We start from the raw sequence: 20,515 nt of genomic DNA, 5'->3' as shown, positions 1-20,515 counted from the left end.
GAGGCGGGCTTGCAAACGTTGCCAGTTGGCGCTGTTACCACAAACGCCAGCGGGCAAACCGGGTTACGCGGTGGTATTGATATTACGACCGATTGCCGGGTTGGAAGGTAACTGCGGGATCTGCTGAATCAAGTCGCTGGCGATCGTTTTCTGGGTATCGAGCGCTTTTTTCAGCACCAGCGTGTTGACTTGATTATCAAGCTGATAAGAGTCAAGGCTGCTGGCTAATGATGCAATTTGTATCGGATCCATGCTGTAAATCCTTTATTGTAGAAAAAACAACCAAAGAACAGCTATGAGTATAGCTGCACAGTTTTTATCGGCAGTAAGCGCTGGATCTTTAAGCGAGGCGTAAGACGAACCTGATGATGAATAAGTGAAAACCCGCCGTGGCGGGCTAATGAAAAAAGATTAAGCGCGGGAGCTTTCGGCGAATTTCAGCAGGGCATCGCCATCCAGCCGGTAACGCACCCATTCACTTTGCGCCCGCGCGCCGATGCCCTGGTAAAAATCAATGGCCGGCTGGTTCCAGTCGAGCACGCTCCACTCCAGACGACCGCAGCGACGCTCAACGGCGTACTGCGCAATCTTTTGCAGCATCGCTTTTCCGGCACCGTTACCGCGAAAATCCGGTGAAACGTAGAGATCTTCCATGTAAATGCCGTTGCGACCAAGCCAGGTTGAATAACTGGTGAAGAAAACCGCACAGCCCACGGCTTTGCCTTCGATTTCACAGATTAAGGCTTCCGTTTTGCTCGTTGCGCCAAACAGGGTTTCGCGAATTTCATCTGCTGTGGTGATCACTTCTTCAGGTGCTTTTTCATACACCGCCAGTTCATAAATCATCGCAAAAATGGCGTTTGCGTCAGTCGGGCGGGCCGGGCGGATGGTAATGCTCATTGCTTTTCCTGTTGTTTTTATCGGGAGTTCAAAATTGATGGTCGCCAGCATAAGCGGTATTGTGCAAAGAATTAAGTGCAATGAAATCACTACTCGATGAATATTATGCATCCAACGTTACGGCGTCTTGATCTCAACCTGTTACCTGTTTTCGACGCGGTCTACCGCCACCGTTCTGTGCGCCAGGCGGCACACGAGCTGGCGATGAGCACATCGGCGCTCAGCCACGCGCTCTCAAGGCTACGTGTGACGCTCAACGACCCCTTATTTTATCGGGAAGGGCACCTTATGTGCCCAAGCGTCTATGCCAGCCAACTTGCGCCCGCGATCGCGTTGGCATTAGCGCATCTGAACCATGAACTCACCCCGCAAGCGGAGTTTAATCCCGCGACGACCACAGACTGTTTGCAGGTCGCAATCACCGATTTCACCGCGTTTAGTATTTTTCCCGCGCTGATGGCTGAATTGCAGCACACCGCACCCGGCCTGCGTTTTGAGTTTCGCTATTTGCCCCATAGCCCGGCGCTCAATGAGTTACTGGCAGGAGAAGTGGACTTTGCGCTGGGGTTTAGCGCGCCGCAGGATCTTCATTATGCAGAGCTGGACGAGATCGGCTGGTTTGCGGATGAATATGTCGTTATCAGCAATCAACACAGGCAACAGTTAACGCTGGACGATTACCTTGCCGCGCGCCACCTGGTGGTGACGCCGTGGAATGAAAATAAAGGCGTGCTGGATTGTGAACTCGAACGTCTGGGTTATACGCGACAGGTGGCGATAAAAACGCCCTCGATGCTCAGCGCGCCTTTTATTATCGCCGACAGCGATCTGCTGATGGCGCTTCCGCGTTCGGCAGCGGAAAAGTTTAAGCAGGCGGCAAGGATCACCATTTTTGCGCTGCCTTTTACGGTTGCCCCATTTGAGGTGAAGATTTATTCCCATAAACGCAGCGGCAAGCGAGGAGCGGCACAGTGGTTGCAGAAGGTGTTGAAAGCACTATCGCATACGCAAACTACGCGCAATACGTAAAAGTTTGCTTGTGAGCCATACACTGCGCAGGGCGCACAAAAACGGCGATGACTCGTTAGCGAATGCGGCGGGATTGCTGTTCCCTTCCGGGGGCGGCTTCGCGCGTGAGTGTGACCGCGTTCTTATTTATTAATAAGACTTTCGCCGGATGAATTAACCCGCCAAAAATAACACTCTATTTATTAATCAGTTACTTTTTCATAACCTCAAAACGGTTAAGTTGTGAAAGATATACAACTTCTATCGATTAACTCGTTTTTTTTTATTTCCGATATAGAGATAAGGCGCGGTTCGAACGCCCGAAGCCGATGCTGTACCCGCCATATAAAACAACAATAGGTACTCATGCCATGAAACTATCCCTCGCGCAAAAACTTTGGCTCCCTCTCATCGTGGCACTGGTGTGCCTTGCCGGGACACTGCTCTACAGCTCTTTTACGGTCAAAGAAGACCAACTGGCACTGCGGAAAAACGAGTTGCAACATGTTTCGCAACTGGCGCTCAGTATCGTCAAAACACAGGCCGCGCTGGTTGATAAAGGGGCGATCACGCAACCGGAAGCGCAGCAGCGCGCAACCCAGTTAATTAAGGATTTACGCTATGGAGAAACGGGATACTTCACTATTCTCAATACCCAGGCCGAAGTGATTATGCATCCGATCAACGCCAAGCTGATTGGTCAGGGGCCACAGGTTGCGGATGCCAATGGTGCCTACATCTTCAGAGATATGGTTGCGGTTACTCGTGATAATCAGGCCGGATTTACCGCTTACGTTTTCCCCCGTCCCGGCGAGACAGAAGCGCAACCGAAAATCGCTTACAGCATTCCGTGGACGCCCTGGGGCTGGATCATCACCACCGGCCTTTATGTGGATGATATCGATGCGGCATTCCGGGTTTCGCTCTACCAGAACCTGATTGAGTTTGTGGCTATCAGCATTTTGCTGTCGGTGATCGTCTATCTCATCAACCGGGGAACGTTGCTGGCGCTTGGGGGCGAACCTCGTTATGCCGTTGATGTCGCCGCACGGATTGCCGCCGGGGATCTTTCGCAGACGGTGGATAAAAAAGCGGGGGACAACTCAAGCCTGATCCACGAAATGGGCGTGATGCGTGAGCAACTGACCGCCGTGATTAAAGACATTCGCGAAGGGGCGGAGATAATCAACACCAGCACTCATGATATTGTTGCAGGAAATCAACAAGTTGCTTCCCATTCTGAGCAGCAGGCGATATCGCTGGAACGCACCTCGTCCAGCATGGAACAGATCACCGCTGCCGTGAAACAAAACGCGGAGAATGCCGGGCAGGCGCGCCATCTGGCGAGCGAAGCCGTGGATATTGCTTCGCGCGGCGGTGTGGTAATGCAGAGCATGAATGAAACCATGAACGGTATCTCCGAAAGCGCCGGGAAAATAGCGAGCATTATCGAGGTGGTCAACGGTATCGCATTTCAGACCAATATTCTGGCGCTGAACGCGGCGGTTGAAGCGGCCAGAGCCGGTGAGCAGGGCAGAGGTTTCGCGGTGGTCGCGGGTGAAGTGCGCAGCTTGTCGTTGCGCAGCTCGCAGGCGGCGCAGGAAATTAAAGGGCTTGTTGAAGAGTCTGTCACTCGGGTTAACAACGGCTCGTCACAAATCAAAATTGCCGGCAGCAGTATCGACGAGATGATTGTGGCGGTGCGGCGCGTGTCGGACATCATGTCGGAAATCTCCGTCGCGACCGACGAGCAGAGTAAAGGCATCAGCCATGTTAACGAAGCGATTGTGCAAATTGATGCGGTCACTCAGCAGAACACCGCTCTGGTTCAACATGCGGTATCAGCGGCCAGTGCGCTGGAAGAGCAGACCCGCCGGCTGACGCAAACGGTGGCCTTTTTTAATACCGGCAGATAATCACCGCAGCAACACACTTACGGGCCTGCAGAGGCCAGGCCCGTTAATCCTCTCCCTGCCAGACACGCTATTGCAGGCAAACCAGCATCCGCAACAACGGGACTTAAACTTCACTTTTATACTGCACGAACAGCCTTTATTCCTGAATTGGGCAAGTGTAAGCCCTGAACGGCCCGCAATAGCTGAAAGAAGGAGAGGGGAAAACCGCGCCTGAGGCGCAAGTGCTCAGCGAACAAAGTAACGTTTTGCCTGAAGGAAAGGTTAGTAGACGACAGAAAAGCAAAAAGCCTGCTTAAAAGCAGGCTTTTCTGAATTTGGCTCCTCTGACTGGACTCGAACCAGTGACATACGGATTAACAGTCCGCCGTTCTACCGACTGAACTACAGAGGAATCGTGTGAACGGGGCGAATATTAGCGATGCCCCGGAGCCTTGTCAAAGAATGGATCGTGCTGTCGCGATCGTTTGCTGACTATTTCAGCAATCTGTTGCCGGGAGAAGCACTTATGCGCGCATTTGCACCAAAACTGTGCAGTGCATCTTTCATGGGGCAGCATACGAACCACTGTTTCAGTAATAATTCCCCCGGTTGTAATTAGAATCTCTTATTATCCAGCCTGTTAGCGCCTTTCATTTTGCCTAACTAAAACTGGCAAGCATATTGCAACTCCTCTGGCTACATCACATCCGGCGTTGGCACTGGTATCCGTACAGGAGGCAAAATGAACTTAAGACGACTGAAATACTTCGTAAAAATCGTCGATATTGGAAGCCTGACTCAGGCAGCCGAAGTATTACACATTGCGCAGCCCGCGCTGAGCCAGCAGGTTGCCACTCTGGAAGGCGAGCTGGATCAGCAATTACTTATTCGCACCAAACGCGGCGTGACGCCGACGGAAGCGGGCAAAATCCTCTACACCCACGCACGGACGATTCTGCGCCAGTGCGAACAGGCGCAACTGGCGGTAAACAATGTCGGTCAATGCCTGCGGGGACAAGTCTCCATTGGCCTGGCGCCGGGCACTGCCGCGTCTTCCGTCACCATGCCGCTGTTGCAAGCGGTGCGTAACGAGTTGCCGGAAGTTATGGTCTATCTGCATGAAAATAGCGGCACAACGCTGAACGATAAATTGCTCAGCGGTCAACTGGATATGGCGGTGCTGTATGAACGCGCGCCTGGCGCGGGGATTAACAGCCTGCCGCTGCTAAAAGAGGATTTGTATCTGGTGGGCACGCGTGACTGCCCGGGCCAGAGCGTCGATCTGACAGCGGTTGCCGATATGAATCTTTTCCTGCCGCGCGATTACAGCGCTGTCCGTTTGCGTGTTGATGAAGCGTTTTCGCTGCGTCGGTTGACCGCGAAAATCATTGGCGAAATTGAGTCGATCGCCACGCTGACGGCGGCGATTGCCAGCGGAATGGGCGTGACGGTACTGCCGGAGTCTGCCGCGCGTTCGCTGTGCGCCGCGACCAACGGCTGGATGGCGCGCATCACCACGCCTTCAATGAACTTGCCGTTGTCATTAAACGTTTCCGCGCGCGGCACGCTCTCGCCGCAGGCGCAGGCGGTGAAAGATATTTTAATGTCATTAGTCAGCCGCCCGGCGATGGAAAGCCATGAGTTGCAGCTGGTGAGCTAAGCATTATTCCTTAATGGAATATGATGCTGGTTTTTATTATTTGTCCTGCCTGGCCGCAGACTTTAACAATAACGTCATGTCTGACAGGCCAGGAGCAGTGAAGGGTGAATTTCCAGCAACTCAAAATTATCCGCGAGGCGGCGCGGCGGGATTACAACCTGACCGAAGTCGCCAACATGCTTTACACGTCACAATCCGGCGTGAGCCGCCATATTCGTGAGCTTGAAGAAGAGCTGGGGATTGAGATTTTTATCCGTCGCGGCAAACGTTTGTTGGGCATGACGGAACCCGGTAAAGCGCTGCTGGTGATTGCCGAGCGTATTCTTAACGAGGCGAGCAATGTGCGCAGGCTCGCCGATCTCTTTACCAATGACACCTCTGGCGTGCTGACCATTGCCACGACGCATACCCAGGCGCGCTACAGCTTACCATCGGTGATTAAAGCGTTTCGCGCACTGTTCCCGGAAGTGCGGCTGGAGTTGATTCAGGGCACCCCGCAAGAGATTGAATCTCTGCTGCATAACGGTGGCGCTGACATCGGTATTGCCAGCGAACGCTTAAGCAATGACAACTCGCTCGTGGCATTTCCCTGGTTTCGCTGGCACCACAGTTTGCTGGTACCCTCCGATCACCCGCTGGCGCAATCCTCACCGTTAACGCTCGAAGATATCAGCCGCTGGCCGCTAATCACTTATCGGCAGGGGATCACCGGGCGTTCGCGTATTGATGAAGCGTTTGGTCGCAAAGGGTTAATCCCGGATGTAGTGCTGAGCGCGCAGGATTCCGATGTTATCAAAACCTATGTCGAGCTGGGGCTGGGTGTTGGGCTGGTGGCGGAGCAATCAAGCGGTGAGAACGAAGAGGGCAAACTGGTGCGGCTCGATACGCAACACCTGTTTGATGCCAATACCGTCTGGTTAGGGTTAAAACGCGGCCAGTTACAGAGGAATTATGTCTGGCGTTTTATTGAGCTGTGTAACGCCGGGCTGTCCGTAGAAGATATCAAACGTCAGGTGATGGAGCCGGATGAAGCGGCGATCGATTACCAGATTTAACACTGGTGATAAGCAACAAAGCCTCCGCATGCGGAGGCTTTGTTTTTACTGATGTGTGTGCGGCGGTGTTTTCATCAGCATCGCTGTCAGAGCGGAGAGCAGACAGCCTGCCAGCAGATAAATGGCGACGGCATGCCACTCGCCGCCGGAAAAGTTCAGCAGTGCGGCGGCAATAAACGGCGTAAAACCGCCGCCGACCACGCTGGCGACCTGGTAACCGACGCCCGCGCCGCTGTAGCGATAACCCGCGCCGAACATTTCGGTGAACATCGGCTGCTGTACGCAAACCACCATATCGTGGGCGATATTGGCCAGCAGTAACGAGAAGATCACCACCCCGAGAATGGAGCGCGTTTCCAGTGCCATAAAGAACGGGAAGGCACTCAGCGCGCCGATCAGAGCGCCGGTGATGTAGATGCGCCGCCGCCCATAACGATCCGCCATCCAGGCGAATAACGGAATAGTCAGGCAACTTATCCCGCCGACCAGCAAGCCGATATTAAGGAACAGCTCACGCGGTAAACCCAGATTTTGTGTCGAGTAATTCAGTGCAAAGGCAGTGACGATATACATGGTCAGCAGTTCGCACAGGCGCAGGGCGATGATTTTCAAAAACGCCCCCGGATGGCGAAACAGCGCTTCAAACACCGGCGGGCGTTTTTTTATCTGCGTCGGCTGTTGCGTCTGCGCTCGTTCAAACTCGGCCGATTCTGCCATGCCGTTACGCACCCACAGCGCACCGAGCACCAGTACAATGCTGAACAAGAAAGGCAGACGCCAGCCCCAGCTCAGAAACTGCTCGTTGGTGGTCAGGCTGCTGATGAGCGACACAAGCCCCGTGGAGAGCAACAACCCGACGCCATACCCGACCTGAACGCCGCTGCTGTAGAAGGCTTTTTTCCCGGCGGGCGCGCTTTCGACAGCCAGCAGCGCCGCGCCGCCCCATTCACCGCCAACGGCAAAACCCTGGATGGCGCGCAGGATGACCAGTAACGCCGGTGCCCACCAGCCAATGGTGGCAAAAGAGGGGAGAATGCCAATACAGGCTGTGGCGATCCCCATCATCCAGACCGTCATCATCAGCATTCGCTTGCGACCGAGACGATCGCCGAAATGACCAAAGACAATGCCGCCGAGCGGGCGGAATAAAAATCCGACGCCAAATGTGGCGAAAGCGGCAAGCGTACCCATCGCCGGGTCTATCTGCGGGAAAAATTCGCTGTTAAACACCAGCGCAGCGGTGATGCCATACAGTAAAAAATCAAACCAGTCGACCACTGCGCCGGCGAAGCTGCCCCAGGCCGCACGGCGGGCGCGATTCAGTGGTGGTAACTCTTCATCGGGGCGGGTTGTGATGAGCGTGGAGTCCATAGTTGTTCTGTCCGTTCCTCAAAATTGCAAAATTTTCTAGTTTTAATAGGGAGAAAAGGTTACTCACATCGTACGCAGCCAAAAAAGCCGCTATTGAGACTACAGCGACAGCGGACAGGTGAAAACTCTTTTGCAAAGCGGGCGGCATGAAAGGGGGAATTTAACTCAGGGGGCGTTCATGCACAGAAGATTATTCGGTTATTGAATGATTTGCGCGCGTGGCATTCGGTCGGTCGATGTTAAACCGCAGGCTCCGTCTACAAAGCGTTATCTTCCTGGCGGATGCCCGACCTGTCATGCGCCGGGCATTTGTGTTTTTTCATCGCGAACGGCATTTGTGACTAACGTGCACGATGAATAAGGCGTAAGGCGGCAAGGAGATTGTTTTTATCCGCTTCGCTAAGATTCGGAGCCATAATTTGTGCCGACAGCCATGCGGTGTCCGCTTCAGTGAAAGCGCCAGTGAGCAACCGCTGGCTGATGGCGGTGAGCAACTGGCTATCCAGTTGATTTATCTGTTGCCGGGTTGCGTCCAGACTTCTGACAGTGCTGTTGGCATCCGGTGTGGCTAACCAGTCGGCCATATAGCGATACTGAACGGCTTTGCTGGCGTTCATCAACGCGCGGAAAAAAGGCTCCACAGAGCGGGGATCCAGACCCGCGTCCTGGGCATTTTTCACCGCTTCTGCCAGTACTTTTTGCTCCCGCTCAACATCTTCTACGGGGGAATGGTGCTGTGCCTTGTAACTGGCGACGTCTTTCATTATCAGCATGCGTTCATTGAGCGCAGATGAAAGTGTGCTGAGCGACACCGATGCGACGGAACCTGCAAAAACATTGCCGCACATGAACAGTGATGAAAGGAAAACAACCGCAGACTGGAACATCAACTTACCCTCCTGTCAAAACCCAAAAAAAAGCCGTTCTCGGGGAAGAACGGCGAATCGACCATCACGGCTAAAATCACTAACACGATTCATATTCTATTAGTTGCGTTAATGAATTATTTCCTAACGGGTGTTTTATGTAAGTAAATGAAACGATGTAAATAAGGTACAAAGAGTGGGGGAGCAGCATGAAAATTGTGCTGATGCATTCGGGATGTACAATATGAGGCGCGGGAACGCCTGAAGCTGTCGTGTCGATCAGGCTTAACGCTTGTTACCATTGGGAACATTCAGATGACAGATATCACAATCGAACCAGCGCGAAGCGAGCACCTGGCGGCGTTAAGAGCCATTGAACTTGCATCGTTTGAAACGCTGCGCGAGGCGGGCGCAGTAAGCGGATCGCCTGTCGCTAGCAGTCTGGAAGATTTGCGCGAGCTATGCAGGGAAGGGATGTTACTCGTTGCTTTCGCGCCGGACGACATTCCCGTCGGGTTTGCCGGCGCCGCGATCATAGAGAACTGGCTGCACATTACCGAAGCGGATGTTCACCCGAATTGGCAGCGGCAGGGCATTGGGCGGCGCCTGATGCACGCGCTTTTATCAGAAGGCAAAGCGCGTGGTTTAAACGGCGCCTCGTTGACGACCGATCGTGACGCGCCCTTCAACGCGCCTTTTTACGCTTCGCTGGGTTTTGACATTATTGAAGGCAGCGCCATTTCATCCCGGCTGAAAGCGGTGCTTGCTGCGGAAGCTCTGGCCGGGCTGGATCCGAAACGGCGGGTTGCCATGCAATTATTGTATTGAAATCAAGTGGCGCAGTGCGTTATGCGCGAACGGATAGATAAACCATTGCTTAGCGCAGGCAAGCGATATATTTCTCACCTGAACGGCGCACAATTTCCGCAGCATGTTGCACGATCTCCCGCCCTTCAAACGCGCCGTAGAGTTTCGCGAATTCCACCGCATCCAGCCGGCGTGTCATTTCACGAACCGTCTCTGCCGGCAGCGGCAGCATATTGGGATAGCTCCACATAAAGGAGACGGTATTCGCGCCTGGCGCGACCTGAACGATATCGCCGGACAGCAGCACACCTTCATCACGCGCCCAGTGGAGAACACAGCCACCGGCAAAATGGCCGCCAAGGCGCATGATACTCACGTCTGAGGTCAGTTGCAGGGTGTCGCCGTCCCAGAGGGTAATGTACGGGCTGTCGCGCATGATCCACTCGCGATCGCGTTCATGCAGATAAATCGGTGCGTCAAACGCGGCGGCCCAGTCTTGCATGGTGGTGTAGAAATGAGGATGCGAAATAGCGATAGCCTTGAGCCCGCCCAGAGAGGAAATCAGCGTTTTTGTGGCGTCGTCGAGGGTGGAGATGCAGTCCCATAAAATATTGCCCTGCGCTGTTCTCAGTAGAAAAGCGCGCTGCGCAATCGCGAAATCAGGCACGGTTTTGATGCTAAAAAGATCGCTCTCATGTTGTTGCCATTTATTTATATGCGAGGCCAGAAGGGTTGGAAAATCAATCCATTTCTGTCCCGTTACCGGCACGAACTGGCGTTCATCTTCGCAGATATCGCACCGGTGTGGGTGAGTGTCGGTGATTTCATACGATGTGCCGCACGCGTTGCATAAGGTGATCATTATCGTCCTCTCTATTGCGGTTACGTCAGTGATAAAGGGGTTTTGCAGAGAATGGCTTCTTTTGCCGGGCGATGCCCGCGCCATTATTTGAATAGCAACATCTTTAGCATGGCACATTGCGGCCGCGATATGTGCTGGACAGTGCGGCCATAACAGAGGAAAGCGCGATGAACGACTGAACGGTTCAGCGCGCTGTGTCAGAACGGAGGAAAAGTTTAGCGCCGGATTTAAGGCACGTTCGGTGGGAAGGCGTCGCGTTTTTCTGCCCATTTCAGCATGGCATCCAGCGCCGGGCACAGGGCCTGGCCCCACTCCGTCAGCCTGTATTCCACCTTCGGCGGGATCTGCGGATAGACCTTGCGCGACACAATGCCATCCGCTTCGAGCTGCCGCAGTTGCTGGCTCAACATCTTTTGCGAAATGCCAGGAATAAGCCTGCTGAAATCGGAATAGCGCTGCACTTTTCCATCAAATAAATGAAACAGGATGACCAGCTTCCAGCGGCCTTCCAGTAATCGCAGCACCTGTTCGACGCCAAGCGCGGCGGTATCGGGGGTATAAACCTTACTCATAAGCCTGTTACTAACTTTTTTGTGCGTTCTTGATGATTTGACACTATATGGTGAAAATGAGAGCACCGCAAACCGAAGGAGCCTCTCACCATGTCTTTGTCACTACCCGACGCTATTGCTATCTACTTCGCCATCAGCAATGGCGCAGATATCACCAACGTTAACCACTGTTTTACGCCTGATGCCGTGGTTATCGATGAACATAAGACCCATCGCGGCCATGAAGCCATCCAGGCCTGGCAACGCAACGTGCAGAGTGCGTTTGAGTACACCGTTGAACCGATCAGGGTTGTTGATGACGGAACGCGGTTAACGGTGACATCGCATGTGGCGGGCAATTTTCCCGGCAGCCCGGTGCAGCTAAGCCATGCGTTTACCTTACTGGACGGGAAGATCGCCTCACTGGAGATCGTTTGATGAGTATGAATCTGGACTTACAAGGAAAACGCGTTCTGGTCACGGCGGGCACCAAAGGCGTTGGGAAGGCGGTTGTTGGCCTGTTTCATGAACAGGGAGCGGAAGTGTTAACCACCGCGCGGATCCAGCCTGATGAATCGTTAGCGGATCACTTTGTGGCAGCCGATCTGACAACGGTTGAAGGGTGTCATCGCGTCGCGAAAGCAGTGCAGAGTCGCCTTGGTGGCGTAGACATTATTGTTCATGTTGTTGGCGGCTCGACAGCGCCCGCGGGTGGTTTTGCAGCGTTAGGTGAAGAGGAATGGCAGCAGGAACTGAATCTCAATCTGCTCCCTGCGGTCCGCCTCGACAGAGCACTTTTACCCGGCATGCTCGCGCAGGGAGCGGGGGTTATTATTCATGTCACCTCTATCCAGCGCGAACTGCCGTTGCCGGAATCGACAACAGCGTATGCCGCGGCAAAGGCTGCACTCTCTACCTACAGTAAAAGCCTGTCGAAAGAGGTATCACCAAAAGGGATCCGCGTGCTGCGTGTCGCACCCGGCTGGATTGAAACTGAAGCCTCTGTCGCGCTGGCCGAACGGCTTGCGCACCAGGCGGGAACGGATTACGCAGGCGGAAAGAAAATCATCATGGATTCGCTCGGCGGCATCCCGCTGGGGCGCCCGTCAAAACCTGTGGAAGTGGCCAGTCTCATTGTGTTCCTCGCTTCATCGTGTGCGGCGGCGATTACGGGAACAGAGTACGTTATCGATGGCGGCACAGTCCCCACCGCGTAATCGTGACGGCCACTGCGCGTGACATCAACGCAGCGGAATGGTGTACGTCGATGGCTGTTTATTCTCTCTCGCGAGCTGGAATGTGCGTAAATCAGGCGCGGAAAAGAACGAACGGCTAAAGGGAAGGCTGCAACACGTTGCCAGGCCTGAAAAGCAAAAAGCCTGCTTAAAAGCAGGCTTTTCTGAATCTGGCTCCTCTGACTGGGATCGCCTTTGCCAGTATGTGGCTGATAAATAGGCTAGAGTAGAAATCCCTTCCAGTCAAGACCCCTAAAATGACCCCCTTTATTTTCAGAGAAAAAGCCTCATCTTTAGGAACTGCAGTAAGAAATATACTATTCGTGTGGTCGAAGAATTCGGATTGGATAAGATCTCAGATTAGGGAGGACTGGAGCCCTTACGTTCTTTAACCATGTCTGACTGCCTGATAAATGTAAGCGGCGTACATTGCTAACATTATGGTGTTTCGAAAAATTGAGATCAGTTAAATACTAATGCGGATGGTGCAGCCAGAACGCAATTCCTTCTGAACGTAAGGGGAAAGCGGAGGATAGAAATGGTTTAGTCACCATACGCTTCGGTCTTTAGCAGATCATTTCTCTTTGAGTTTAGCTGGTAATACAACAATTCTAGAGCCCGTCGTCATCTCTTGGAACATACTGAACGTCATCCATAATTATATTAGGATATAATATATTGATTGGTATGCTTCAAGCCAAAAGGCCTTATTGCCCCGAGTTGTTAGCCAGACGTCGGCGTGCAAGTCGGGGGCGGGAATAGGCATCATGATTCTCAGCGTCCAGACTTTGATGCTAATCCTTTTAGCACGACATCAATACCTTACGTGCCAAGTAGGCCTGTAGTTTTAATGCTTTGGAGGAAGTAGCAACCTTGACTCTGAAAGCTCATCAGATGAAATCCCAGCTCGGCGGTAAAGCACATCAAGGTGAGTCAACGCAGAAAAATCGTCAGAGATGTTTTTCTCGTAGCCTTGTTGAATCCATTGTTGCAGTTCGTTATTCGCGAGTTCATAGCGGCTCCCAGGGTTTGGAAAAGCCACTTCAAAGCTTTTGTTCAGTTCTGTTTGTTTACTATCAGATGCAAAGCTTTCAAAAGCATAATTTTTGACCCTCCGGCGTTTTGTACGCTGGCCCAGTTTAGCAAATATCAGTTCCGAAAAGATCCATGGTGAGGATAAATGAGTCTTGTTTTTTACATACTCACCGATTTTGACGGAGTTATTGGTCTGAAGAAAGAGCAGAAGCTCAGTGCTCGCAATCATATTTTGAAGTGCAGAGTTAAGGATCATGTAAACATTTGAAGTGGTTCGATTTCGGAGATCATAGTCAAAGGTTTGACTGGTTTTTTTATAGCAGAATTCCTCGTCAATGACCCTCAGAATTTCGTCAGCCCACCCCCAGACGCATGAGTCAACAAACACATTCAGTCCTAATTTTTCAAGACTCAGTGCCAGTTTAATGACATCTTCTTCGTCACGGTGAGCATGTGAGAGGAAAACGTCAGCATGAACTTCAGGAAAACAGGCGTCGACTATAGCTTCAGCGTTAAGTACATTTTCGCTGCCGAGGAGAAAACTTTGAAGTTTGTCTCTGTTGAATGCTGCATTGCTTTTTTGCCTGAATAGCGAGATTTCGGACGATGAGTGATTTAACGCACGGGCATCAAAATTTTGAATTCCAATATCAACAAACATGAATTATGGTTCCTCAAAAATTACAGTTAGTATCTTTTAAATATTCGTGGAATTATCAGATATTCTTTTTCTCGCGCCAGTCATCTGCAAGGTTTCCATCCAAGAAACGCGACCTCACTTCAGCGAATGTATCCACAGCTAAACTATTTCCTCGCTGTGCCATCTCTTCAATTGAAGAGACATCATCGAGTTTTATTTCCTCCGATGATTGTTGGTTCACTCTTAACATACGTGTAGGCCCAATCAGATTCCTGGCGATCTGATGAGCGGCATGCTCCTGCGTAGAGAAGAAAAGGTCAGTAAATTGTAATGCCCAGCCAGCAAAGCCTTTACCCAACGAGGAAGAAAAATCGTACTCATGGGAAATGGTACCGATATTCAGTACATCGATACGGTCAATAGGGATACCCAGATAACGAACAGCCTCTGATATAGCTGGCAAAATGGGGTTATTGGCCCATAAACCCCCATCAAGATAATCGAGTGCGGTTTTGGTATCATCCTGTATGCTGGCTTCCTGAAAATAGGTAGGAGCTGCCGAAGAAGCAAGTGCGGCATCGACAGCACTTATATGCTCGTACTGTGTCCGATCAGGGCTATGAGCGGTAACGATACTATCTGATTCGCCTCTTACTGCCCTGACAGTTGGCAGTACTAGCCTAGAGCGTGCATTTTCGGAGAGATTGCGATCACCAAATACTTCAGTGAGCATCTCTCTTAGGGTCGATGATTCATGCTTGGAACGCAGAAATTGTTTGGCCATTCCCTGCTGCGGGAAAATGGACGGTCCTCGTTCCCGATAGAACTGTAGGATTTCAGCTGGTGGTATCCCCATAGCGAGGCCAATCGCAAGAATAGCGCCTGTTGAAGTCCCGGCTATAAGATCAAAATGCGAGGCAAGGTTATTGTCTCCCCCTCGTCCCAACATATCATCCCATTTAGCGAGTACTGATGCGGTAAATGTTCCTCTGAGTCCCCCTCCATCGAGCGCCAGAATTCGAAAATTTCGGCCACTGCTGATGTTGTGGCGAACACGGGGTAAAAGTTTTAGCTGGTTTACTACAGCATTGGCAATATTTGAGGTGTCCACCTCGTATGCAAGCATTCTATTTGCGTCTTCGCTGAGTCCGTTTTGCAATTGTGACAGGATTTCAGGGTGGTCTTTGACGTATCCCTGCGTTGCGCCACCAAGACCCGCGGCCAAAAATGCTGGTTTGCCGAGACTCAACATGCAGCCAAGTTCAGCAGGCACGCCTGCTCTGCTTTTATTAATGTCCCACCATTTTCCGCCAACGCAGACAATTACATCGCTTGTTTCGGCAATCCACTCACGCATTGAAAGCAATATTTCATTTGCATCAGTTGTTGCACCGTCCCCCTTTACCGGAACAATATGTACGGTAGTGCACTGGCGAAGGCGTTCGATCTCAGCAGTTTGTTCAGTTGTTTTGGAGAACGCTTGAGAGCGGACTAAGAGAATGTCACCACGATGTCCACCTGCACCAACGTACTGTCTGGCTGCAGCCTCAATAACAGGAACAAGAGAAGGGTGACTGCCATGTACAATAGAACCACCCTCCCGCAATACCAGTTTTACAAGCTGGTGAACGAATCGACAAATGCTCTCTTCATCAGCAGTTTCTGAAATTGAGCCAGAGAGATGAACGCGACATCCACTTAAAGGACTACGAGGCAGCATGAAGTATCCTTATTGAAATCAACCGCATGATGTGCGTGCGGAAAACCACCAGTACAGGTGGTATGCTTTGATTGGATAATAGACAGCACAACCTTAATATGAGAATAACCCCACGGGTGTGAAAAATGAGGTGCCTTAAGGCCGCAACCGCATCGGAAATATATAATAATCAAGCATTATGAGAAAACTCAATTGCTGTTGCTAACAAGCAAGAAAGATAGTTTGTTTATCTTTATAAATCCATTTTATCAGTGTTTAATTTTGTTATAATCACTTTGCAGAACGAAAAATTTCCTGTAATAGACTTACTTCCAATAGATGGGTTTTAAAACTAACTTTCTTGCAATAAGTCAATATTTTTCAATCAATTAAAGCTAATATTATGATTGCAAATTTTTCATGGCTACCATAACTAAACTTTTTGCCAACAATCTATATTTATGATAATTATATTTACCAACATTCGGGTAAGAGCTTGCTGCTAAGGTAAGTGGCGATAGGAAATTGAAGCCGTCATTAAGGATGCGCTAAATTAATTGTCGCAGCCATTTGTGAATTAGTTCACAATATATGACACTTGTTGAACCTGATAATCATCAGCCTTACTTAGCAGAGTAAACTGGGTGCTTTTTACAAACTAAAATTTTTGCAGTTATCAAAAGGAGTTGATTCATGGCCAAGAAGGTGTTTTTCAGTTTTCACTATCAAGATGTTGTCGAATTCCGAGCCAATGTTGTTCGTAAGCACTGGGTGCTAAAGTCGGACAGAGAGGAGGCTGGTTTCTTTGATAAAAGCATCTGGGAAGAAAACAAGAAAGATGGCGATATAGCGCTCAAGAAGATGATTAACAAAGCACTTGAATATACCAGTAATACGGTAGTCCTAACTGGAACTGAGACTTTCGAAAGACCTTGGGTCCGTTATGAAATAATGAAAAGCTTCCTTCGTGGAAATCATTTACTTGTTGTGCATATTAATAACATAAATGGGAAGGATGGCAAAACCAAACCTAAAGGCAGAAATCCACTGGAGTACGTTGCTGCATGTTTTTCAGCTGATGGGAAAACAGTAACATTGAAAGAATACACAGATGGGAACTGGGTTGAATATAAAAAGATAGATGGAAAATCCACACATACTTGCTCGACTTCAATGTCCTCAGGATATGAAAACAAAGCCATAAAGTTAAGTTCCCTTTACCTAAGTTATGACTGGACGCTCGATGAAGGTTATAAAAATTTTTCATCGTGGTTAAAATAATATCACATCGAGGTTTTTAGTTTTGCCTAGATATTTTATCAAATGACAGATGATGAAAATTTCGGATGGCTGCACTGACAGATTTTAGAGTAATAATTGAATTACGTGAAAATATAACAAAGAGCTTTATGATATCTTCTTTCATCATTATATTAGAGGTGTAGACCTTGTTTTTGGTGTCAAAAGACACTTCGATAAATTAGGTTTGAACCTTATATTGATTGCATAGGTGATTCTCAGTTAAATCAGAATGCGGTAACGAGAGTAACAACTGAAGTGCCGAGGAATATTTACTCACCATCAATCTCGTTAATGCCTTGCTAAGATAAGTCTTATACATGTTACTGTCGTCTCACGTTTTCAACGAAATTATAAGTATTATGAGCAAAAGGATGAGTTTATTAAAGGTTTTTCTGATTGCTTAAATAAATATAAAATCGGTGTGTTTGACTCTTGGCGTTGAGGGAATAATTAAAAATTATTCCCAAAAAACAATAAAATATTGAGAAGTTATATATGATTACCATTTTGCATAATGAATCCTGCGCGGTTTTTGCTAAAGCGGTGAAGGAATTGCTGTATGAGTTATTTCACAATAACGTATCAATTGAACTGGTTCTGAGTGGCCAGGTTACCTCATGGCCGGGGGAGCCAGAGTGGAATGATTTATTGATATTTTTGTTTGACGAAAGCTCGACTCCTGAACAATCTGATGATTTTATCAGAAATTTTCTTTCTAATAGACAGGAAACGGCACTGTTGCTACCTGTTGCAATTAATACTTTTACACTAATCCCACCTGGTGTTGCTTCAGAATATAAAGCGCTTCCCTTTGACAATACGATACTCATTCCAGATGGCGGACTTACGCGCCGTGTGGGGGCAATGCTGGGTTTACGCCTTCAGGGTCGAAATACTAAGGTGTTTATATCCTACCGTGCCGTTGATGGAACGCAGATTGCAAAACAGATTGAAGCTCATCTCCACGAGCTAGGCTATAAACCTTGGAGGGATGAGGCACTTGAGCTTGATGGTAATACCAGAATTTTGCCCGGGGACCCCGTTCAAAAAAACATAGAGTCAGCATTGACTGAGGCCAGTTTACTTTTACTTATTGATACTCCGGAGTCTATCAATTCAAGGTGGATCGCAGAGGAAATCAATATTGCAGATGGCATGTTGATCCCCATCCTTCCAGTCGTCTTTAGGACAAAATCCGATCAAAAAAAAGGTCCCCGGTTGCGCACATTATTGAATCTTCAGCGATGGGTCGATATGCCTTTTGAAGATGTACATGTACAGACACCTCTTTCAGAAGATGAACTGGATACAGTTACTCAGCAGATTGAAACGTATCTTTGCGACATTTTTATCAGAAGATGCCGCGTTCCTTTCATCGTAGAAAACAGCTTTAAGGATGCCGGTTATGACTGGGCTTCATTGAACAAAGCACTTTCTATGTACAGATCGAGCAAAGTCAATAATCGAAGATTTCAGACTACAGTCAATAGCCACTGTTCGGCGTATTCTGAAGTCTACCTGCCAGCTCTTGATAAATTCAGGCAGTTCCTAAAAACTCAGCCAAATTCAAATTATGCCTTTTTTATTTACGATGGTGATCTATTATCTTTTAATCAGCTAGAGTGTTTTCTCGATGGGTACGTAACGGTATTACATTACCAGGAAGTATCTGCTTTATTAGCCTCAAATTTTGTTGATGTGGGGAATAAATGACAAGAGGACAGGAGCGTAATACGAAAATCAATGTCTCTTTTGAAGGGCTTGATGTAGGGTTAACAGGCGCGATTCCAGAACGTGAAAGCTGGACCGAAAGAGCTATGGATAGAGGGATCCTCGAATTCGTGGCTCTATTCAGTGGATTAATTTTTAAGTACGGAGGAAGGATTGTCCATGGATGCCACCCAAGTTTTACGCCTATAATTCTTCGACAAGCAAGATTGCACGCAACATGGAATTCAAGGCCACCTGTCACGCTTGTTATGTCAGACTTGTGGTTCTCTGGATACCTTGAGGATGAAATTGCTGCAATGACGGATGTTGCAGAGTTGGTTGTGACCCGTAAACGCGGTCACGGAACGGTTGCCAATGCGCAAACAAGAAATGGAAGCCTGAAAGATATGCGTAAGGTTCTGGTTGCATCTCAGAATATGATGGTGGCAGTAGGTGGAAAAATGCATACAAAAGATGGTATCAATCCCGGAGTCGCTGAGGAAATGGAACTTGCTCAAGAACATAGGTTACCGTGTTATCTTATTGGAGGACTCGGGGGATTTTCACAGAAGCTTGCGGCGGAGCTTACGCCAGCTTCTCTGAACAACAATTTATCCCGTGAGGACAACATAAAGTTATTTGGTACCCATGATGTATCATCATGCGTCAACGTAATATTTGAGCAATTGTGCCAACGCTATTGGACTTATAATTCTATCAATTTACCGCCTACTACTCTTTCAGACGTACAGGATGTTGTTAAAACCGTCATCATTCAAGAAAGTAAAGTAGGAAAGCCGCGCGGACCTTCTTTCAAAATTTAATTTCACCTTAACCTAGACATTGGGATAGTTATATTAAGGTGATTTTATGATGAAAAATTTTCAAATTGTATTGAATAACTAGTTTTTACTTAATGGTAATTTGACTTGGTGTGTTTGAATAGCTAAAACTTTAACAAACACCTCCGAGTCATTTAAATGGCTTAAACGTTAGGTAATAGTGAGCTTTAAGCGTTATTTCGACGAGTTTAAAAGTTGAAATAGTCATAGACGTGATTGATTGCGACTGTGAAGCAATGTGTATTGATAAAACCAACACAATATTTATGCTTTGATAAAGAGGAAAAGCTGGCACCTCCACCAACAGAGAATATTTTACTCATAAAGATAAGGGATGTACTAACTAATAGACCTCTCCAGTACCTTGATCTACACGTTTATAGAAATCTGAAAATTGATATGGATCAGATATAACTAAATTTTTATAACTGCTAAACTCAAGTTCCATTGTTTTTATAAGAACATTTGCGGGTATAGAGTGTTCTAAGGGGATTTTTTTATAGCCTATGCCCCTGTGATATGCAATTGAGTCTAAGTCTACTTCAACTGCCTTATCGCCGAAATAATAGAAATGATCTGAAATCAACACTTGGTCAGAACTAGTATCACGTTCTAGATTGGTCATGTTAAATGAGCCATTAGCATTGCTATGATGAGAGTCTTCTTGAATCCATTGATTATTTTCATCTTGATGGTAAATATTATCTCCCAACATCTGTACATGGCTACCATTTCTAGCTGGCTTTTTGATAGAGAACCTAACATCATGCCAATAATCATTAAAGCTAATTTTTTCAGTAACCTTCATTAATAGGATGCATTTGTGCTTCACTGATTTTAAATTAGCTCCACCAACTCCTAGGACCCAATCACCTACTTTAGCAGACTTTCTAATTCCAGGTTTGCATGTTGCTAAAGTACAACGTCCATGAAATGGATTAGGAGCAAAACCAAAGTCTCGCGTTATTATATAGACATAAAGATGAGAGTTAGGTTCAATTGACCTGCCCCCAGGATTAGATACAACCGTCAGTTAGTAATGTCGGTTTGTTTACCTTCACATTTTCCATTTCGCCA

At 48.6% G+C, this 20,515-nt stretch carries 19 protein-coding genes and 1 tRNA gene; 10 read left to right on the top strand and 10 right to left on the bottom strand.

The genetic code is table 11. From position 1 onward, the window contains the following. Positions 1-63: 63 nt before the first annotated feature. Positions 64-252, bottom strand: coding sequence for a YjfB family protein (locus ACFX4U_RS17655; RefSeq protein WP_017458405.1), 189 nt, complete (start codon positions 250-252; stop codon positions 64-66). A gap of 159 nt (positions 253-411) precedes the next feature. Further along, positions 412-900: a GNAT family N-acetyltransferase gene (locus ACFX4U_RS17650; protein WP_380218571.1), complete on the bottom strand. Its 489-nt coding sequence runs from the start codon at positions 898-900 to the stop codon at positions 412-414. A 96-nt stretch (positions 901-996) separates the two neighbouring features. On the opposite strand from ACFX4U_RS17650, the gene ACFX4U_RS17645 reads away from it, so the two are divergent. Beyond that, positions 997-1,929, top strand: coding sequence for a LysR family transcriptional regulator (locus tag ACFX4U_RS17645; RefSeq protein ID WP_313506863.1), 933 nt, complete (start codon positions 997-999; stop codon positions 1,927-1,929). A gap of 350 nt (positions 1,930-2,279) precedes the next feature. Beyond that, positions 2,280-3,824 (top strand): methyl-accepting chemotaxis protein, encoded by a 1,545-nt coding sequence (locus ACFX4U_RS17640; RefSeq protein WP_313506864.1) that lies wholly within the window; start codon positions 2,280-2,282, stop codon positions 3,822-3,824. Between the two features lie 315 nt (positions 3,825-4,139). Here ACFX4U_RS17640 and ACFX4U_RS17635 read toward each other — a convergent pair. Beyond that, positions 4,140-4,215: transfer RNA gene (locus ACFX4U_RS17635), tRNA-Asn, on the bottom strand. A 330-nt stretch (positions 4,216-4,545) separates the two neighbouring features. On the opposite strand from ACFX4U_RS17635, the gene nac reads away from it, so the two are divergent. Together nac and cbl are read left to right on the top strand one after the other, a co-directional pair. Next, positions 4,546-5,463: a nitrogen assimilation transcriptional regulator NAC gene (nac, locus tag ACFX4U_RS17630; protein WP_017458401.1), complete on the top strand. Its 918-nt coding sequence runs from the start codon at positions 4,546-4,548 to the stop codon at positions 5,461-5,463. 104 nt (positions 5,464-5,567) lie between these two features. Beyond that, positions 5,568-6,518: an HTH-type transcriptional regulator Cbl gene (gene cbl, locus ACFX4U_RS17625; RefSeq protein ID WP_200550541.1), complete on the top strand. Its 951-nt coding sequence runs from the start codon at positions 5,568-5,570 to the stop codon at positions 6,516-6,518. Between the two features lie 45 nt (positions 6,519-6,563). On the opposite strand, the gene shiA is transcribed toward cbl, so the two are convergent. Next, a complete protein-coding gene (shiA, locus tag ACFX4U_RS17620) occupies positions 6,564-7,889 on the bottom strand; it encodes a shikimate transporter (protein ID WP_313506866.1) in 1,326 nt (441 codons plus the stop codon). Between the two features lie 341 nt (positions 7,890-8,230). Beyond that, entirely contained in the window at positions 8,231-8,776 is a 546-nt protein-coding gene (locus tag ACFX4U_RS17615; RefSeq protein WP_313506868.1) for a chorismate mutase, read from the bottom strand. Positions 8,777-9,070: 294 nt separating this feature from the next. Here ACFX4U_RS17615 and ACFX4U_RS17610 point away from each other — a divergent pair, with 294 nt between their 5' ends. Then, positions 9,071-9,583: a GNAT family N-acetyltransferase gene (locus tag ACFX4U_RS17610; RefSeq protein ID WP_313506870.1), complete on the top strand. Its 513-nt coding sequence runs from the start codon at positions 9,071-9,073 to the stop codon at positions 9,581-9,583. Between the two features lie 49 nt (positions 9,584-9,632). On the opposite strand, the gene ACFX4U_RS17605 is transcribed toward ACFX4U_RS17610, so the two are convergent. Continuing rightward, a complete protein-coding gene (locus ACFX4U_RS17605; protein WP_313506871.1) occupies positions 9,633-10,424 on the bottom strand; it encodes an MBL fold metallo-hydrolase in 792 nt (263 codons plus the stop codon). 227 nt (positions 10,425-10,651) lie between these two features. Next, the gene (locus ACFX4U_RS17600) at positions 10,652-10,996 is read right to left on the bottom strand and encodes a helix-turn-helix domain-containing protein (RefSeq protein WP_313506873.1); all 345 of its coding nucleotides are present in this window, start codon (positions 10,994-10,996) and stop codon (positions 10,652-10,654) included. A gap of 90 nt (positions 10,997-11,086) precedes the next feature. On the opposite strand from ACFX4U_RS17600, the gene ACFX4U_RS17595 reads away from it, so the two are divergent. Further along, positions 11,087-11,413 (top strand): nuclear transport factor 2 family protein, encoded by a 327-nt coding sequence (locus ACFX4U_RS17595; RefSeq protein WP_313506876.1) that lies wholly within the window; start codon positions 11,087-11,089, stop codon positions 11,411-11,413. Next, a complete protein-coding gene (locus ACFX4U_RS17590) occupies positions 11,413-12,192 on the top strand; it encodes an SDR family oxidoreductase (protein WP_313506878.1) in 780 nt (259 codons plus the stop codon). The genes ACFX4U_RS17595 and ACFX4U_RS17590 overlap by 1 nt, the downstream gene beginning before the upstream one ends. A gap of 865 nt (positions 12,193-13,057) precedes the next feature. Here ACFX4U_RS17590 and ACFX4U_RS17585 read toward each other — a convergent pair. Next, positions 13,058-13,906: a toll/interleukin-1 receptor domain-containing protein gene (locus ACFX4U_RS17585; protein WP_129991155.1), complete on the bottom strand. Its 849-nt coding sequence runs from the start codon at positions 13,904-13,906 to the stop codon at positions 13,058-13,060. Between the two features lie 55 nt (positions 13,907-13,961). Continuing rightward, positions 13,962-15,605, bottom strand: coding sequence for a CBASS cGAMP-activated phospholipase (locus tag ACFX4U_RS17580; protein WP_129991154.1), 1,644 nt, complete (start codon positions 15,603-15,605; stop codon positions 13,962-13,964). A 672-nt stretch (positions 15,606-16,277) separates the two neighbouring features. On the opposite strand from ACFX4U_RS17580, the gene ACFX4U_RS17575 reads away from it, so the two are divergent. From ACFX4U_RS17575 to ACFX4U_RS17565, 3 genes are all read left to right on the top strand, one after another. Continuing rightward, positions 16,278-16,865, top strand: a complete 588-nt coding sequence (locus ACFX4U_RS17575; protein ID WP_129991153.1) for a TIR domain-containing protein — start codon at positions 16,278-16,280, stop codon at positions 16,863-16,865. 516 nt (positions 16,866-17,381) lie between these two features. Continuing rightward, entirely contained in the window at positions 17,382-18,599 is a 1,218-nt protein-coding gene (locus ACFX4U_RS17570) for a toll/interleukin-1 receptor domain-containing protein (RefSeq protein WP_129991152.1), read from the top strand. Beyond that, positions 18,596-19,420, top strand: coding sequence for a hypothetical protein (locus ACFX4U_RS17565; RefSeq protein WP_129991151.1), 825 nt, complete (start codon positions 18,596-18,598; stop codon positions 19,418-19,420). Before ACFX4U_RS17570 ends, ACFX4U_RS17565 begins: the two co-directional genes overlap by 4 nt. Before the next feature lie 361 nt (positions 19,421-19,781). Here the strand turns inward: ACFX4U_RS17565 and ACFX4U_RS17560 are convergent, their stop codons facing one another. Further along, complete coding sequence (locus ACFX4U_RS17560; RefSeq protein WP_380219121.1) at positions 19,782-20,438, bottom strand: hypothetical protein; 657 nt, start codon at positions 20,436-20,438, stop codon at positions 19,782-19,784. Positions 20,439-20,515: the final 77 nt, after the last annotated feature.

It is taken from the genome of Kosakonia sp. YIM B13588 (assembly GCF_042788165.1).
In the GTDB taxonomy this organism is placed as follows: Bacteria; Pseudomonadota; Gammaproteobacteria; order Enterobacterales; family Enterobacteriaceae; genus Kosakonia; species Kosakonia sacchari.
Note: the sequence above shows the minus strand (reverse complement) of the source record. Positions and strands in the feature narration are given on the sequence as shown.